We start from the raw sequence: 16,561 nt of genomic DNA on the forward strand, positions 1-16,561 counted from the left end.
TTTCATGCTGATCGAGTTGACGATGCCCTTGCCCTGAATGCACTTGAGGCCGGCTTCGATCACTTCCCACTTGGAGGAGTCGATCATGATCGGTACGCGCGAGATGTCCGGTTCACCGGCGATCAGATTGAGGAAGGTCACCATGGCCTTCTTCGAATCGAGCATCCCTTCGTCCATGTTGATGTCGATCACCTGCGCGCCGGCCTCGACCTGTTGCAGGGCGACTTCCAGCGCTTCGGTGTAGTTGTCTTCACGGATCAGTCGGGCGAATTTCGCCGAACCGGTGATGTTGGTGCGCTCGCCGACGTTAACGAACAGCGAGCTGCGATCGATGGTGAACGGCTCCAGACCCGAGAGGCGGCAGGCCTTCGGAATGTCCGGAATCTGACGCGGCGCGTAACCGGCGACAGCTTTGGCAATGGCTTCGATGTGCCCCGGGGTGGTGCCGCAGCAGCCGCCGACGATGTTGAGGAAGCCGCTCTGGGCGAATTCTTCGATGACCTTGGCGGTTTCCGACGGCAGTTCGTCGTACTCGCCGAATTCGTTCGGCAGGCCGGCGTTCGGGTGCGCGGAAACGTGGGTGCTGGCCTTGTTCGACAGCTCTTCCAGATACGGACGCAATTCACTGGCGCCGAGCGCACAGTTGAGGCCGACGGAAATTGGCTTGGCGTGCGCCACCGAGTTCCAGAACGCTTCAGTGGTCTGGCCCGACAGGGTACGGCCGGAGGCGTCGGTGATGGTGCCGGAAATCATGATCGGCAGTTCGATGTGCAACTCTTCGAACACGCCTTGCACAGCGAAGATCGCCGCTTTGGCGTTGAGGGTGTCGAAAATGGTTTCGATCAGGATCAGGTCGGCGCCGCCCTCGATCAGGCCTTTGGTGGCTTCGGTGTAGTTTTCCACCAGTTCATCAAAGGTGACGTTGCGATAGCCCGGGTTGTTGACGTCTGGCGACAGCGAGCAGGTGCGGCTGGTCGGGCCGAGTACGCCGGCAACAAAACGCGGCTTTTCCGGGTTTTCGGCAGTCTTGGCGTCAGCGATCTTGCGCGCCAGCCGTGCGCCTTCTACGTTTAACTCGTAGGCCAGTTCTTCCATGCCGTAGTCGGCCATGGAAATGCGGGTGGCGTTGAAGGTGTTGGTTTCGAGAATGTCGGCGCCGGCATCCAGATAGGCTTTTTCGATGCCACCGATCACGTCAGGGCGGGTCAGCACCAACAGGTCGTTGTTGCCTTTGACGTCGCTCGGCCAGTCGGCGAAGCGTTTGCCGCGATAGTCCTGCTCTTCGAGCTTATAGCTCTGGATCATCGTGCCCATGCCGCCATCGAGTATCAGGATGCGCTCTTTGAGAGCTTGCTTGAGAGCTTGAAGGCGGACGCTGCGATCGGACATTTGGACTACTCGGAAAGACCATTACGAAGGAGCGGGATCATAACAAACCTGTGCGGTTTTAGAGCATGTGGCGCTTTTGCATGAATATCGCTCATGTTGGTACGGACGTCATAATGTAGAATCGCGGCGTTTTTTTATAAAATCGGGATCAGCAGCATGTCTTACCGCGTCATGAGTTTTGTGTTGCTGTTTCTCAGCTGGGGCGCCGTGGCGCAAGAGCCAGCGGCTGCACCTGCCATTTCCCCATCTATTTCCTACACCCGCGATATCCAGCCGATCTTCACTGAGAAGTGCGTGGCCTGCCATGCGTGCTACGACTCCGCCTGCCAGCTCAATCTTGGCAGTGGCGAAGGCGCGGCCCGTGGCGCGAGCAAAATGCCGGTGTATGACGGCGAGCGCACTAAAGCGGCGCCGACAACCCGATTGTTTTACGACGCCTTCGGCAAACGTGCCTGGCAGCAGAAAGACTTCTATTCGGTACTCGATGCGCAGGGCAGCCAAGCGGCGCTGATGGCGCGGATGCTGGAGCTGGGGCACAAGACGCCGCTGACGCCTAACGCCAAGTTGCCCGAAGACATTGTTCTGGGGTTAAACCGCGCAAATCAATGCGCAATGCCTGCCGAATTTGAAGGCTACGCCGGTGCTCACCCGAAAGAAGGCATGCCGCTGGCAGTGACTGGCCTGACCGATCAGCAATACCAGACGTTGCAACGTTGGCTCGCCTCCGGTGCGCCGATCGACGAACAAGGCCTGGCGCCGAGCGCCAAGGAATCCCTGCAAATCGTCCAGTGGGAAAACCTGCTCAACAGTCCCGGCGCCCGCGAAAGCCTGGTCGGTCGTTGGTTGTACGAGCATCTGTTCCTCGCCCACCTTTATTTCAAGGACGGCGAGCCGGGGCATTTCTTCCAGTGGGTGCGTTCGCGTACGCCGACCGGCCAGCCGATCGACCTGATCGCCACCCGCCGCCCGAACGACGATCCGGGCACACAGGTGTATTACCGCTTGTGGCCGGTGCAAGGGGTGATCGTGCACAAAACCCACATCACCTACCCGCTGAGCGCGGCGAAAATGGCGCGGGTGAAAAGCCTGTTTTACAGCGGCAACTGGCAGGTGAACGCCTTGCCCGGTTATGGGCCGAACAGCCGTGCCAATCCTTTTGCCACGTTCGAGGCGATCCCGGCGCAGGCTCGTTATCAGTTCATGCTCGATAACGCTGAGTATTTTGTCCGCACCTTTATTCGCGGCCCGGTGTGCCGTGGGCAGATCGCGACGGACGTGATCCGCGACAACTTCTGGGCGCTGTTCCAGGCCCCGGAGCACGACCTGTACATCACCGACCCGAACTATCGCGGCCAGGCCACGCCGTTGCTGGCGATGCCGGGGCAGAACGACGACGTCGGCAGCGTGCTGACCCTGTGGCACAACTACCGCGACAAACGGAATGAATACGAGGCCTTGCGCCGCGACAGCTATGCCGAAGTCCCTGCGCCGAGCTGGTCGACGCTGTGGGCCGGCAACGACAACGCGCTGCTGAGTATCTTCCGCCACTTCGACAGTGCTTCGGTGACCAAAGGCCTGATCGGCGAAGTGCCACAAACCATGTGGTTGTTCGACTATCCGCTGCTGGAGCGCACCTATTACCAGTTGGCGGTCAACTTCGACGTGTTCGGCAACGTCTCCCATCAGGCGCAAACCCGACTGTATTTCGACCTGATCCGCAACGGCGCCGAGCAGAACTTCCTGCGCTTGATGCCCGCCGATTCCCGCGAGGACTACCTCGACGATTGGTACCAGAGCAGCGGCCAGTTCAAGATGTGGCTGGATTACGAGTCGATTGACGACGACACACCGACCGCGCTGAAACTCAACGAAAAAGATCCGAAATACGACTTCGCCATGCAGTTGCTGGCGAGGTACGGCGACCTCAATGCGCGGCCTGACCCGATCAACCGTTGCGACAACGCTTACTGTTCACGGCCGAATATCGACCCGGCGCTGCAAAATGCCGAACAGGCACTCAGCCGCCTGACCTCGCGGCCGGCCGCCGGTTTGAAGGTAATTGATCAGTTGCCGGAAGCGACCATGCTGCGCATTGAAACGGCCAGCGGCAAACGCGAGGTCTACAGCCTGCTGCGCAACCGCGCGCACAGTAACGTGGCGTTCCTCACCGGGGAATCGCTGCGTTATCAGCCGGGGCTGGACACGTTGACCATTTATCCCGGCGTACTCAGCAGCTATCCGAATTTCATCTTCAACATCCCGGCTGATCAGGTGCCGGCGTTTGTCGATGCCATGGACAGTGCCAGGGACCAGGCGCAATTCGAGAAAATCGTCGAGCGCTGGGGGATTCGTCGCAGTCATCCGCAGTTCTGGTTCTATTTCCATGATCTGAGCCGCTACATCCACGAAACCGACCCGGTGGAAGAGGGCGTGCTCGATATGAACCGGTACGAGAATCTTTGATCTTTTAAGCCGAGCCTGGTGTCCCAATTTCAGCGACCACTCAAATCCCCTGTGGGAGCGGGCTTGCTCGCGAAAGCGTCGGTACATTCAAAATGGATGTCGCCTGACACACCGCTTTCGCGAGCAAGCCCGCTCCCACAAGGGGATTGACGTGGATTTGAGGGTGTGGACGGGAGCGGGTGATGTTGATTTCAGTGCAAGCCCTGCGTGCGCTGGCTGCGTGGACGGTGGTCTGCCACCACTTCATGCAGATTTTCTTCGACTTCGAAGCGCGCGGGCCGATTGGGCAGTGGTTCATCGACAAAGGCGCGGTGGGCGTCGATGTGTTCTTTGTCATCAGCGGTCTGGTGATCTTCCTTTCCACCGAAAATAAGCCGCTGCCCCCCGCGCGGTTTCTGCTCTATCGCCTGTTTCGCATCGTCCCCGCGTATTGGCTGTACACGGCGCTAATGGCGTTGTTGGTGGTGTTCGCCCAGCCGTTGCTGCCCGATCAAACCGTGGATTGGGGGCATTTTCTGCTGTCGTTGCTGTTCATCCCGACTGAAAACCCCGGTGGCTACGGAATCTACCCGACGCTCAATGTCGGCTGGACGCTGAATTACGAAATGCTCTTCTACGTGCTGTTTGCCTGGGCGCTGCTGTTTCGCTTGCAGGTGCGTCTGCTGGTGGTCGCCGCGCTGCTGTTTGCGGTGAGTCAGGCGTGGACGGGGTTTGGCTGGATCAGCGAATTTTATCGTTCGGACATCGTTTACGAGTTTCTCCTGGGGATTGGCATCGGCATGCTCCATCGCCGGGGCTGGATTGGCGCCGGTTTATGGCTGCCGCTGGCCGGGATTGTCGCGGCGTTGCTGGCGATTTATCACTTGGCGCCGGCGCCACGGCTGCTCAATTGGGGCGTGCCGAGCGCGGTGCTGGTGATGTCGTGCATGGCGCTGGAGCGTTATGTCGAGCGCAGCCGGTTGCTGAAACTGCTCGGTGACTGCTCGTATTCGGTGTACCTGATGCACGTGCTGGTGCTCTCGGCGGGCGGTTTCATTGCGCGTCGCTACGGGATCAACCCGTATCTGATGTTCGTCGTCTGTGCGCTGGCGATCGGCGTGGGTTCGTGGTTGAGCTACGAATGGGTGGAAAAACGCAGTTACCGCTGGCTCAAGGCGCGGGTCGATGGCGAGCCCGACGAGAATCTTTCCCGACAAAAATACTAGGACTTTGTCCGGCGCAACGATTGGCGTAAACTGCGCCCAAGCCTGCGAGGAGTTTCCATGACCGCTATTACCATTACCGACGCCGCCCACGATTACCTGGCTGATCTGCTCTCCAAGCAGAACACCCCGGGCATCGGCATCCGCGTCTTCATCACCCAGCCTGGCACCCAGTACGCCGAAACCTGCATTGCCTACTGCAAGCCGGGCGAAGAAAAACCTGAAGACACCGCGCTGGGGCTGAAAAGTTTCACCGCGTATATCGACCACTTCAGCGAAGCGTTCCTTGACGACGCTGTTGTCGACTACGCCACCGACCGCATGGGTGGCCAACTGACCATCAAGGCGCCAAACGCCAAAGTGCCGATGGTTAACGCCGACAGCCCGGTCAACGAGCGCATCAACTACTACCTGCAAACCGAAATCAACCCGGGGCTAGCCAGCCACGGCGGTCAGGTCAGCCTGATCGATGTGGTTGAAGACGGCATCGCCGTGCTGCAATTCGGCGGCGGCTGCCAGGGCTGCGGCCAGGCGGACGTAACCCTCAAGGAAGGCATCGAGCGCACTTTGCTTGAGCGTATTCCGGAGCTGAAAGGCGTTCGCGACGTGACTGACCACACGCAGAAAGAAAACGCCTACTACTAAGGTGTTCGCTGCGGATATGAAAAACGGCGCCCCGTGAGCGCCGTTTTTTATGGGTGAAATTTGCCGACGCCTTCGCGAGCAAGCCCGCTCCCACATTTGATCGCATTCCAAATGTGGGAGCGGGCTTGCTCGCGAAGAGGCCTTCATGGGCGATACAAATGTGCATGCCCCGCGCGATATAACGATGACTCGCTAAACACCTCACTCCCCAACACCCGCCCGACCAGAATCAACGCCGTACGCCGAAACCCTTTCGCTTCAACCTTCTCGGCAATGTCCGCCAGCGTCCCCACTACCCAATCCTGATCCGGCCACGTCGCCCGGTGAATCACCGCAATCGGGCAATCCGCGCCGTAATGCGGCAGCAACTCCAGCAGAATCTTCGGCAAATGATTAACGCCCAGATGAATCGCCATGGTCGCACCGTGCTGCGCCAGACTGCCCAGCTCCTCACCCACCGGCATCGCGGTTTTATCGGCATAGCGGGTCAGAATCACGCTTTGCGAGACATCCGGCAGGGTCAGCTCCGCACCCAGCAACGCCGCACACGCCGCCGTCGCCGTCACGCCGGGAACGATCTCAAACGGAATATTCAGCTCGCGCAGATAACGAATCTGCTCACCAATCGCGCCATACAGACTCGGATCGCCGGAATGCACCCGCGCCACATCCTGACCGTTCGCGTGCGCGGTTTTGATCAGTTCGATGATCTGTTCCAGATGCAATTCGGCGCTGTTGACCACTGTTTCAGCCTGATGACCGTCCAGCACTGCCGCCGGTACCAGCGAGCCTGCGTAAATGATCACCGGGCAGCTGCGAATCAGCCGCTGGCCTTTAACAGTAATCAGTTCCGGGTCGCCGGGGCCGGCGCCGATGAAGTAGACGGTCATCGCTAAATCCTGTGAAAAAAAGGCATGACCAACACTTCAGATGAAGATTGCTCATGATCGATGGCGGGGATTATCGGGAATTCACGCGGCGCCGGCCAATGCGAAGGTGGCCTGAGCGTATTTTTGTCGGGAAATCAGCAGTTTTGCCGGTGCCTGAATCAGCTGTTCGGCGAGGGCCAGCGCGGCACTTTCGGCGACGCCGTAGCAACCGGTGCGCTCGTAAGCAATCTCGGAACGGTGGCTGAGGCGTTCCTGATAACTGGCCAGTTCTTCGCTGCTGAAGTACAGCAGCGGCAGCGCCAGTTGCGCGGCGAGCTCTTGCAAACCGGGCTCGTCGCGCTTCAGGTCGATGCTGGCCAAGGCCTTGATCGCCTGCAACTCAATGCGATGCGCCTGTAACGCCTGATCAAGTAACGCGCGCAGCGTGCTGACGGGGCAGCCGCGCTGGCAACCCAGGCCGACCACGAAGGTCGGCGCTGTGCTGTCATTCGTCATGCGTGGTATTGGCCATCGCTTTTGCGGCGGAACAACCAGGCGCTGATCAGGCCCAGGGCCAGCCAGAACGCGACGTTGGTCAGCTGCGAAGCGATTTTGAACTGCGCTTCCAATGCTTCAGGGGCGAGCATCGAATGCACTTCCGGCTGCGGTGCGCCGATCACGTGCGGCACGGCGAGGATCGCCACACCGAGAACTTTCATCAGCCAGTGACGGCTGAAAGCGATCAACGATAGGCCGACAGCGGTCGAGGCGGCCGTGCCGATCCACCACATCTGTCGCGAAGCCAGATCAGCCGCCGCGGTGCCCGGCAGTTCTGGTGGCAGACCCAAGGTCGGCGCGAGGACGAACGTGGCGTAACCGGCCAGACCCCAGAGCAGGCCTTGCGAAGTTTCGGTGGGCGCACGGAGGGTGTAGAGACCGGCGAGCATCAGGGCGAAACCGACGGCGACGACCAGATTGCCACCGGTGGTCGAAACCACGCGCTGCCAGCCGGGCTCCGGCTCCCAGGCTTCGGCGTCGTGGGTGTGGCCGGCCATGGCGCCTTCGGCGTGTTCATGCACTGCGACGGGTTCGGATTTTTCGAAAGTTTCCGCTTGAAGAATCAGTGGCGAGACCCAGAAGCTTTGCAGCAGGGTGAGGAGCAGGGCAGCCAGAAGCCCGGTAAAACCTGCGGTTTGCGCAATACGCTTGATCATGTCGGCAGGTCTCAGTGGCACGGGAACGCGGCGCTGTGGCGGGTATCGTGGGCGGCGTTGTGTACCGCTTCGATGTGCGAGAAACCGGCGAAGTAGACCAGGCCGGCGCCGAGGATCGACGCGAAGATCGCGGCGGTCAGGCGTTGGCTCAGTGTGGCGGTGCTGGCGATTTTGTCCGTGTTGCTGCCGGTGCTGCTGATGATCGACATGGCGCTTCCCTCTGGAGTGTCAGTGGGTGATTTGAGCGCATGAAAACCCCTGCGGGTCGGGCTCGCAGAGGTTCGAACAGCGCCCGCCCACCGCGGGTTTGTTATGTTCAGCTGCGCACGAGGTGCGCGCTGTGTGTTAAGGGCCGGTCTCCGGGCTCACGAGGGGTTGGCGTCAGGCCGACCTGCAAGCGTCTCCTTCCCATGCTTTTGGGCACAGTGGTTTTGACGCTTCGCTCGCTTACCGTTGCGGGGGCAGCACCGGACTGACATGGCTTGAGTAAAGCACATGATTCACCGGTTTCCCGTTTCACCCTGTGAAGGGCACCCGTAACAAGTTGTGTAGGAGAGCATGAGGTTGGGTTTTTAGTCAATTTTTTGGGGTGGATCCGTTGCTGCGGGTGTGGCTGGTTAGGGTTCCGCCCTTACGGCGGGTCACTTTTGGCAAACGCCCCAAAAGTAACCAAAAGGTCTGTGCCCTGACGTTCGGCCCTCGCTGTGGCTCGGGTTCCTTCGCTCCGGGATTGATCCGGGGGGCAGCGCCTACGGTTTGCTTCGCTGCACCTCCTCTCGCTGTGTTTGGCTGCGCCAAACGGTCGCTGCGCTCCCACCCCCGGATCAATCCCTCCACTCAGCCTGCCGACGGGCTCTAAGATCAAGAGCAGGCGAGCTGACACTCGGCCTATTGAGTGGTGAGGAGCGGGGCGGGCTTGGCTTTGGGTTTGCGGTGTGGCTGCCCCTCACCCCAACCCTCTCCCGAGGGAGAGGGGGCCGATTGGTGGGCTTTTCAAAATGTGTGTTCGACTCGGTCTTTCACGTCGGCGTATATCTCCCAGTCCACGCAATCAGTCCCCTCTCCCTCCGGGAGAAGGTTAGGGTGAGGGCTTATGTAGGGGCCGATTGGTGGGCTTTTCAGAATATGCGTTCGACTCGGTCTTTCACGTCGGCGTATATCTCCCAATCCACGCAATCAGTCCCCTCTCCCTCCGGGAGAGGGCTAGGGTGAGGGGCCTTTGATCTTGATCTGGCTGTTGATTTTGATCTGGCTTTTGATTTTCAGCCCCTTCGGCAGGCCGAGCGTAGGTGTCCATCCGGGGATCAGGCGCGTAGCGCCGTGCGGCGCAGCCGCACACATCGAGAGGAGGTGCAGCGAAGCAAACCGTAGGCGATGTCCCCGGATGGACACCGTAGCGAGGGAACACTGAGCCTCAGCGAAGTGCCGTACGCCGGGGGAAGCCTTTTTGGTTACTTTTTCGGCGTTTGGAAAAAGTGACCCGCCGTAAGGGCGGAACCCTAATCAGCAACACCCGCAGCAACGGATAAACCCCCAATCCAAACATTGACCGGTCACCACCCGATGCGTAGCCTTGCGCATTCGAGGTTCTTCGGCCCACGCCGAAGCTAAGAAGGGAACGCGGTCAATGCCGCGGCTGCCCCCGCAACTGTGAACGGCGCTGTTCGCTGCCACGCCACTGCCAGCTCAACCCATGAGCCAGCGGGAAGGCGCAGCCAACGCCAGGCCCCGCGCCTGAACGCCGTCAGCCAGGAGACCTGCCTCGTCACAGATTCTCAATTTCAACCGGGCGGGGTGATCCGGTGGCGAACTCTCCGGGCACGCACGCGCGTTGCCGGTTCTCGTCCCGTATGCCCGCCGCTTGCCAAAGGGCATACCGATGAAAACACTGGCCAAACTCCCCGTCACCATCGTCACCGGCTTCCTCGGCTCGGGCAAGACCACGCTGCTGCGGCACATGCTCGACAACGCGCAGGGCCGTCGCATCGCGGTGATCGTCAACGAGTTTGGCGAGTTGGGCATCGACGGTGAAATCCTCAAGCAATGCACCATTGGCTGCAGCGAAGAAGAAGCGGTTGGCCGCGTGTACGAACTGGCCAACGGCTGCCTGTGCTGCACCGTTCAGGAAGAGTTCTTCCCGGTGATGCGCGAACTGGTTGCCCGTCGCGGCGACCTCGACCATATCCTCATCGAAACCTCGGGTCTGGCCCTGCCGAAACCACTGGTGCAAGCCTTCCAGTGGCCGGAAATCCGCAGCGCCTGCACCGTTGATGCGGTGATCACCGTAGTCGACAGCCCGGCCGTAGCCGCCGGCACCTTCGCCGCGTTTCCGGATCAGGTCGATGCGCAGCGCAAACTCGACCCGAACCTCGATCACGAATCGCCTCTGCACGAGCTGTTCGCTGATCAACTGGCCAGCGCTGACCTGGTGATCCTCAACAAGGCCGACCAGACCAGCCCGGAAGACCTCGCTCGCGTTCGCGCAGAAGTCGCCGAAGAATTGCCGCCCGCCGTCAAAATCATCGAAGCCAGCAACGGTCGTGTGCCGCTCGACGTGTTGATCGGCCTCGGCGCCAGTTCCGAAGAGCACATCGACAGCCGCCACAGCCATCACGATCACCACCACGGTGAAGGCGATGACGATCACGATGACCACGATCACGACGCCTTTGATTCGATCTCGATCGAACTGCCGCAAGCCGACGAAAGCCTGTTGCTCGACGCCCTGACGCAACTGGTGGTGAAGCACGGCATTCTCCGTGTCAAAGGTTTCGCGGCGATTCCGAACAAGCCAATGCGTCTGTTAATTCAGGGCGTGGGCACGCGTTTCGACAAGCATTTCGACCGTCAGTGGGGCGCCGATGAAGCGCGCGTCACGCGTCTGGTGTTGATCGGTCAGGAACTCGACGCCGCCCAACTCGAAGCGCAACTGCGCGCCGCGCTCAGCGTTTAAACCATGCACCTGCTCAGGACTCAGCCCGGCGGTTTCGTCTCGGATGACAACATTGCCGACCTTGGCCAAACCCCCGCCGAGTTGGTGATCCTGTGCAGCGGCGACTCCAGTCTGGCGCTGCTCGCCGAAGCGGCGCAGCAGTTGCCTGAGGATTATCCGAGCCTGCGTCTGGCCAATCCGATGCAGGTGCAGAATCACGCTTCGGTCGATTTGTACGTCGATGAAGTGCTGCGCCACGCCAAGGTGATTTTGATTTCGCTGCACGGCGGCATCGCCTATTGGCGGTATGGCGTCGAGCGTCTGGTCGAGTTGGCCGAACGCGGCGTGCAGGTGATTCTGGTGCCGGGCGATGACCGGCCTGATCCAGAGCTCAGCGACTTGAGCAACGTCAACGCCGAGGATCGCGACCGTCTCTGGCAGTTCTTGCGTCAGGGCGGTCTGGGCAATGCGCTGGATTTCTTCCGCTGCATGGCCAACCGTTGGCTCGCCCGCGATTACGCATGGGCCGAGCCGCAGACCCTGCCGCGCACGGCGATTTACCACCCGACTAAAAACACCGCTGTAATGAGTGACTGGCAAGCCGAATGGCTGCCTGAGCAACCGGTCGCGGCGGTGCTGTTTTACCGCTCGCATTTGCAAGCGGCGAATACCGCGTTCATCGATGTGTTCTGCCAGCGCTTGCAGGCAGCGGGGCTTAATCCGCTGCCGATTGCGGTGGCCAGTTTGAAAGAGCCCGGCTGCCTCGCGGTGGTCGAGGATTGGCTGGATGAAGTCGAGGCCGGGGTGATTTTGAACACCACCGGTTTCGCCCAGTCCAGCCCCGAAGCGCCGCATTTACGGCCGTTTCGCCGCAACATTCCGGTGATTCAGGCGATCTGCGCGCAGGACAACGAGCCCGGCTGGCGCGACAGCGAGCAAGGCCTCGGCCCGCGTGATCTGGCGATGCACATTGCCTTGCCGGAACTCGACGGGCGCATCATCAGCCGGCCGATCAGCTTCAAGGATCTGGCGTGGCGCAGCGAGCGCAGTCAGTCCGATGTGGTCTGCTACCGCGCGCAACCTGAGCGCATGGATTTTGTCGCTGAACTGGCGCGGCGCTGGATCGATCTGGCGCAGGTGCCGAACGCTGAAAAACGCATCGCGTTGATTCTCGCCAACTACCCGACCCGCGATGGGCGCATCGGCAATGGCGTCGGCCTCGACACCCCGGCGGCGGCGCTGAATATTCTTCGCGCGTTGCAGGCCGAGGGTTATCCGATCTCGTCAGAGTTGCCGGGCAGCGGCACCGAGTTGATCCAGCAATTGCTCGGTGGCGTCAGCAACGATCTCGACACGATTGACCTGCGCCCGTGCCAGCAAAGTCTGGCGATGGACGCTTATTTAGCGATGTTCAACGCACTGCCAGATGCCAATCGCGCGGCGGTAATTCAGCGTTGGGGATCGCCGCAAAACGATCCGATGTGCCGTGACGGCCGCATGATGATCGCCGGCATTCGCTTCGGTCTGACCTTCGTCGGCATTCAACCGGCGCGCGGTTATCAGGTTGATCCGAGCGCGGTTTATCACGATCCGGATCTGGTGCCGCCGCACGGCTATCTGGCGTTCTATTTCTGGTTGCGCAACACCTACGGCGCCCACGGCGTGATCCACGTCGGCAAGCACGGCAACCTCGAATGGCTGCCGGGCAAAGGCGTCGGGCTCTCGGAGAACTGCTGGCCGGACGCGCTGCTCGGGCCGCTGCCGAATATCTATCCGTTTATCGTCAACGATCCGGGCGAGGGCGCCCAAGCCAAGCGGCGCACGCAAGCGGTGATCATCGACCACTTGATGCCGCCGCTGACCCGCGCCGAAACCTACGGGCCGCTCCGCAATCTGGAACTGTTGGCCGACGAATATTACGAGGCGCAACTGCTCGATCCGCGCCGCGCCCGTGAGTTGCAGCGCGACATTCTGCAACTGGTGCGCGATACGCAGATTGATCGTGAATTGCAGCTGGATGCCGGGCTGGACAGTGACGCCGATGCGGCGATCTGGCTGCCGCGTCTGGACACGTATTTGTGTGATCTGAAGGAATCGCAGATTCGCGATGGCCTGCACATTTTTGGCGAGTCGCCGACGGGGCGCTTGCGCATTGATACGTTGTTGGCGCTTCTGCGTATCCCACGAGGTGACGGCAAAGGCGCGCAATCGAGCCTATTGCGAGCACTCGCCAAGGCATTCGAACTGGGTTTCGATCCACTCGATTGTGCGTTGGCCGAGCCATGGACAGGCCCGCGTCCCGAAGCGCTGCAATCGCAAAGCGACGAGTCCTGGCGCACCGCCGGCGACACCCGCGAACGCCTGGAACTCTTCGCCACAACCCTAATCTCCGAAACACTACAAACCCAATGTGGGAGCGGGCTTGCTCGCGAAAGCGATGGGTCAGATAAATCCATGCCGACTGACACGACGCCTTCGCGAGCAAGCCCGCTCCCACAGGAACCGCGTTGGGCGGAGGTCTGCGCAATCATCGAGAATCTGCGCGAAGTCGTCGCCCCACGCCTCGACGCCTGCGGCCCCGCCGAAATGCGTGGCCTGCTCGACGCCCTCAGCGGCCGCTTCGTGCCCGCCGGCCCCAGCGGCGCACCCAGCCGTGGCCGCCTCGACGTCCTGCCCACCGGGCGCAATTTCTACTCGGTCGACGTACGCAACCTGCCGACCACCACCGCGTGGCGCATCGGTTTCCAGTCGGCCACGCTGATCCTCGAACGCCACCTGCAAGACCACGGCGATCACTTGCGCCAACTCGGCCTCTCGGTGTGGGGCACCGCGACCATGCGCACCGGCGGTGACGACATCGCTCAGGCCATGGCGCTGATGGGCGTGCGCCCGGTGTGGGCGACGGGCAGTCAGCGTGTCGACGATTTCGAGATTCTGCCGCTGAGCCTGCTCGACCGCCCGCGTGTCGACGTCACGCTGCGCGTCTCCGGATTCTTCCGCGATGCCTTCGCCAACCTGATTCGGCTGTTCGACGCCGCCGTGCAAGCCGTTGCCGCGCTGGATGAGCCGGAGGATCTCAACCCATTGGCCGCGAAAGTCCGCGCCGAACGCGAGGCGCTGCTGCAATCGGGCGTCGACGAAGACACTGCAAGACGTCAGGCCGGTTGGCGGATTTTCGGCGCCAAACCCGGTGCCTATGGCGCGGGCGTGCAGGGCGCCATCGACGGTCGCTTGTGGCAAAGCCGCGACGATCTCGCTGAGGTTTATCTGAACTGGGGCGCGTACGCTTACGGCGGCTCCGACGAAGGCACCGCCGCCCGCGAACAGTTCGTCCAGCGCCTGAGCCAGGTGCAAGCGGTGCTGCAGAATCAGGACAACCGCGAGCACGACTTGCTCGATTCCAACGACTATTACCAATTCCAGGGCGGCATGCTCGCCGCCGTCGAAACGTTGCGCGGCGAAGCGGCGGCCAGTTATCACGGCGATCACAGCCAGCCGGATCTGCCTAAAATCCGCACGTTGAAGGAAGAGCTGAACCGGGTGATTCGCTCGCGGGCGGCCAATCCGAAATGGATCGACGGGGTCAAGCGCCACGGGTACAAAGGCGCGTTTGAAATGGCGGCGACGGTCGACAACCTGTTCGCGTTTGATGCGACGACGCAGTTGATCGATGATCACCAATACGCGTTGCTGGCGGATGCGTATTTGCTCGATCCAGCGACGCGGGATTTTGTCCGTGAGCATAACCCGCATGCGCTGCGCGATATGACCGAACGGATGCTTGAGGCGCAGCAGCGCGGGATGTGGCAGGAGCCGGGGGCTTATAAAGAGGCGCTGGAGAATCTCCTGTTGGACATAGAAGAAGACACCTGACACAACCCATTCCAAATGTGGGAGCGGGCTTGCTCGCGAAAGCGTCGTATCAGACACCAATGCGTTGAATGACACACCGCCTTCGCGAGCAAGCCCGCTCCCACAGTTTGAAAGCATTTCACCGACCATGACCGAGTAATGAAGATGACCGACACCCCGCATTTCCCCCTCTCCGCCGTGGTCGGCGCCGATGACTTGAAACTCGCCCTGTGCCTCACCGCCATTGACCCGAAAATCGGCGGCGTGCTCATCGAAGGCCCGCGCGGCATGGCCAAATCGACCCTGGCCCGTGGCCTCGCCGATCTGCTCGCCAGCGGCCAGTTCGTCACCTTGCCGCTGGGCGCCACCGAGGAACGCCTGGTCGGCACCCTCGACCTCGACGCGGCCCTCAGCGATGGCCGCGCGCAATTCTCTCCCGGCGTTTTGGCCAAGGCTGACGGCGGTGTGCTTTACGTCGATGAGGTCAATCTGCTACCCGATCATCTGGTCGATCTGCTCCTCGACGTCGCCGCCAGCGGCACCAACCTGATCGAGCGCGACGGCATTTCCCATCGCCACTCGGCGCGGTTTGTGTTGATCGGCACGATGAACCCGGAAGAGGGCGAGTTGCGTCCACAATTGCTCGACCGTTTCGGTTTGAACGTCGCCCTCAGCGGCCACACCGCGCCGACCGAGCGCGGGCAAATCATTCGACGTCGGCTGGATTTCGATAGCGATCCGCAAGGGTTTTGCGCGCAGTGGGAAACCCAGCAACAAGCCCTGCGCGAGCGTTGCGAGCATGCGCGAAGTGCATTGGCCAACATCCCGCTGGACGACGCCGCACTGGCGCAGATCACTGAGCGTTGCTTCGCTGCCGGCGTCGATGGATTGCGCGCGGATCTGGTGTGGTTGCGCGCCGCTCGGGCGCACGCGGCATGGCGCGGTGCAGAGGCAATCAGCGAAGCGGATATCGACGCCGTTGCTGAATTCGCACTGCGCCATCGCCGTCGCGAGCAGACCGCGTCGAGTCCGCAACAACCACCGCAATCGCCAAGCGATGCTCAGGCTGAGCCGAGCGAAGGGCAGGGGCAGTGGGGCGATATGCCCGCGCCGGCCCTCGCCACCGGTGCTCGCCGCGAAGTGCCGAGCTGGCCAAAAAAGCTTTAGGCATTCGCCCCCGATCCGACGCGGGGGCGAATGCCAGACCCCGCGCTGGTCGGCTGGACAACGGACGCCAAGGCAAACGCCACGCCGCTCGCAGCGGTTCGGTGAACTGGCCGGCGACGCTGCTCAACGGCCGCCCGCAAACTCGCGCCGATTTGCTCTTTCAATTGCGCACCCGTACGCCGCATGAGTTGTGGCTGGTGATCGTCGATGCCTCGGCGTCTACCCGCCGGCATCAGGCCTTGAGCGATGCCAAAGGTCTGCTCGCGCAATTGTTCGATGACGCTTACCGCCAACGCGCGCGGTTGGCGTTGTTGACGGCCAGCGGATCGGCGCCGAAGTGGCAGGTGCAGGGGTTGAAGGCGTCCAGTGGCTTGCGCGTTTGGCTTGATGCGTTGGGCGCCGGCGGTGGCACGCCGTTGGTGGCGGCGTTGGCACAGGCGCAGCAATGGCTGACGGTGCGACGCAAGCGTTTTCCGGCCGAGCAGCAGCGCTTGCTGGTGGTCACGGATGGGCGGTTAAAGGCGTGGACGGGATTACCGACGCTGGCGTGTCCGGGGCTGTTGATCGATATCGAGCGTGGGCCGATTCGATTGGGGCGCGCCCGAGAATTGGCGGCGGGGTTAGAGGCTGAGTATCGGCATATTGATGAGCTGCTATCGGTCTGACATTTGCGTTGTCTGATCGGGCCTCTTCGCGAGCAAGCCCGCTCCCACAGGGGTTTCGCGTACGACATAGATCCAATGTGGGAGCAACTGTCTTGATACCCTTTATTTTGAATGCAGGGTGATAGGCAGCTGATCTCCCACAGCCCATAGCCGTGCATTTTTT

The 16,561-nt window shown here is 61.3% G+C and carries 12 protein-coding genes and 2 riboswitches; of the genes, 7 read left to right on the forward strand and 5 right to left on the reverse strand.

Annotated features, from left to right (window positions below; translation table 11 throughout):
* The coding region (locus ACIP1X_RS24500) for a homocysteine S-methyltransferase family protein (protein WP_400755522.1) at positions 1-1,389 on the reverse strand (1,389 nt) is incomplete at its 3' end.
* Positions 1,390-1,545: 156 nt separating this feature from the next.
* Here ACIP1X_RS24500 and ACIP1X_RS24505 point away from each other — a divergent pair.
* The 3 genes from ACIP1X_RS24505 to nfuA all read left to right on the forward strand — a co-directional run bounded on the left by ACIP1X_RS24505 (position 1,546) and on the right by nfuA (position 5,699).
* Positions 1,546-3,852: a fatty acid cis/trans isomerase gene (locus ACIP1X_RS24505; protein ID WP_400755523.1), complete on the forward strand. Its 2,307-nt coding sequence runs from the start codon at positions 1,546-1,548 to the stop codon at positions 3,850-3,852.
* Between the two features lie 182 nt (positions 3,853-4,034).
* A complete protein-coding gene (locus ACIP1X_RS24510) occupies positions 4,035-5,057 on the forward strand; it encodes an acyltransferase (RefSeq protein ID WP_159814775.1) in 1,023 nt (340 codons plus the stop codon).
* Between the two features lie 57 nt (positions 5,058-5,114).
* Entirely contained in the window at positions 5,115-5,699 is a 585-nt protein-coding gene (nfuA, locus tag ACIP1X_RS24515) for a Fe-S biogenesis protein NfuA (RefSeq protein WP_007912592.1), read from the forward strand.
* Positions 5,700-5,842: 143 nt separating this feature from the next.
* Here the strand turns inward: nfuA and cobM are convergent, their stop codons facing one another.
* The 4 genes from cobM to ACIP1X_RS24535 all read right to left on the reverse strand — a co-directional run bounded on the left by cobM (position 5,843) and on the right by ACIP1X_RS24535 (position 7,991).
* Positions 5,843-6,589 carry a precorrin-4 C(11)-methyltransferase gene (cobM, locus tag ACIP1X_RS24520; RefSeq protein ID WP_212544509.1) on the reverse strand — a complete coding sequence of 249 codons (747 nt, stop codon included), beginning with the start codon at positions 6,587-6,589 and terminating at the stop codon, positions 5,843-5,845.
* 81 nt (positions 6,590-6,670) lie between these two features.
* Positions 6,671-7,084, reverse strand: a complete 414-nt coding sequence (locus ACIP1X_RS24525; protein ID WP_400755526.1) for a cobalamin biosynthesis protein — start codon at positions 7,082-7,084, stop codon at positions 6,671-6,673.
* Positions 7,081-7,782, reverse strand: a complete 702-nt coding sequence (locus ACIP1X_RS24530; protein WP_400755528.1) for a CbtA family protein — start codon at positions 7,780-7,782, stop codon at positions 7,081-7,083. The genes ACIP1X_RS24525 and ACIP1X_RS24530 overlap by 4 nt, the downstream gene beginning before the upstream one ends.
* Before the next feature lie 11 nt (positions 7,783-7,793).
* The gene (locus ACIP1X_RS24535; protein ID WP_053120833.1) at positions 7,794-7,991 is read right to left on the reverse strand and encodes a CbtB domain-containing protein; all 198 of its coding nucleotides are present in this window, start codon (positions 7,989-7,991) and stop codon (positions 7,794-7,796) included.
* 123 nt (positions 7,992-8,114) lie between these two features.
* Positions 8,115-8,335, reverse strand: a riboswitch (cobalamin riboswitch).
* Positions 8,336-9,349: 1,014 nt separating this feature from the next.
* Positions 9,350-9,562: riboswitch (cobalamin riboswitch) on the forward strand.
* Between the two features lie 99 nt (positions 9,563-9,661).
* Here ACIP1X_RS24535 and cobW point away from each other — a divergent pair.
* The 4 genes from cobW (at position 9,662) to ACIP1X_RS24555 (ending at position 16,398) form a co-directional block, all read left to right on the forward strand.
* Positions 9,662-10,735 carry a cobalamin biosynthesis protein CobW gene (cobW, locus tag ACIP1X_RS24540; RefSeq protein ID WP_053120831.1) on the forward strand — a complete coding sequence of 358 codons (1,074 nt, stop codon included), beginning with the start codon at positions 9,662-9,664 and terminating at the stop codon, positions 10,733-10,735.
* 3 nt (positions 10,736-10,738) lie between these two features.
* On the forward strand, positions 10,739-14,587 hold the full coding sequence (cobN, locus tag ACIP1X_RS24545; protein ID WP_400755530.1) for a cobaltochelatase subunit CobN: 3,849 nt from the start codon (positions 10,739-10,741) through the stop codon (positions 14,585-14,587).
* A 144-nt stretch (positions 14,588-14,731) separates the two neighbouring features.
* On the forward strand, positions 14,732-15,733 hold the full coding sequence (locus tag ACIP1X_RS24550) for an ATP-binding protein (protein WP_400755532.1): 1,002 nt from the start codon (positions 14,732-14,734) through the stop codon (positions 15,731-15,733).
* Complete coding sequence (locus ACIP1X_RS24555; protein ID WP_400755534.1) at positions 15,715-16,398, forward strand: VWA domain-containing protein; 684 nt, start codon at positions 15,715-15,717, stop codon at positions 16,396-16,398. The genes ACIP1X_RS24550 and ACIP1X_RS24555 overlap by 19 nt, the downstream gene beginning before the upstream one ends.
* Positions 16,399-16,561 lie beyond the last annotated feature (163 nt).

The sequence above is a fragment of the Pseudomonas sp. NPDC088885 genome (assembly GCF_044750025.1).
GTDB classification, from domain to species: domain Bacteria; phylum Pseudomonadota; class Gammaproteobacteria; order Pseudomonadales; family Pseudomonadaceae; genus Aquipseudomonas; species Aquipseudomonas rustica.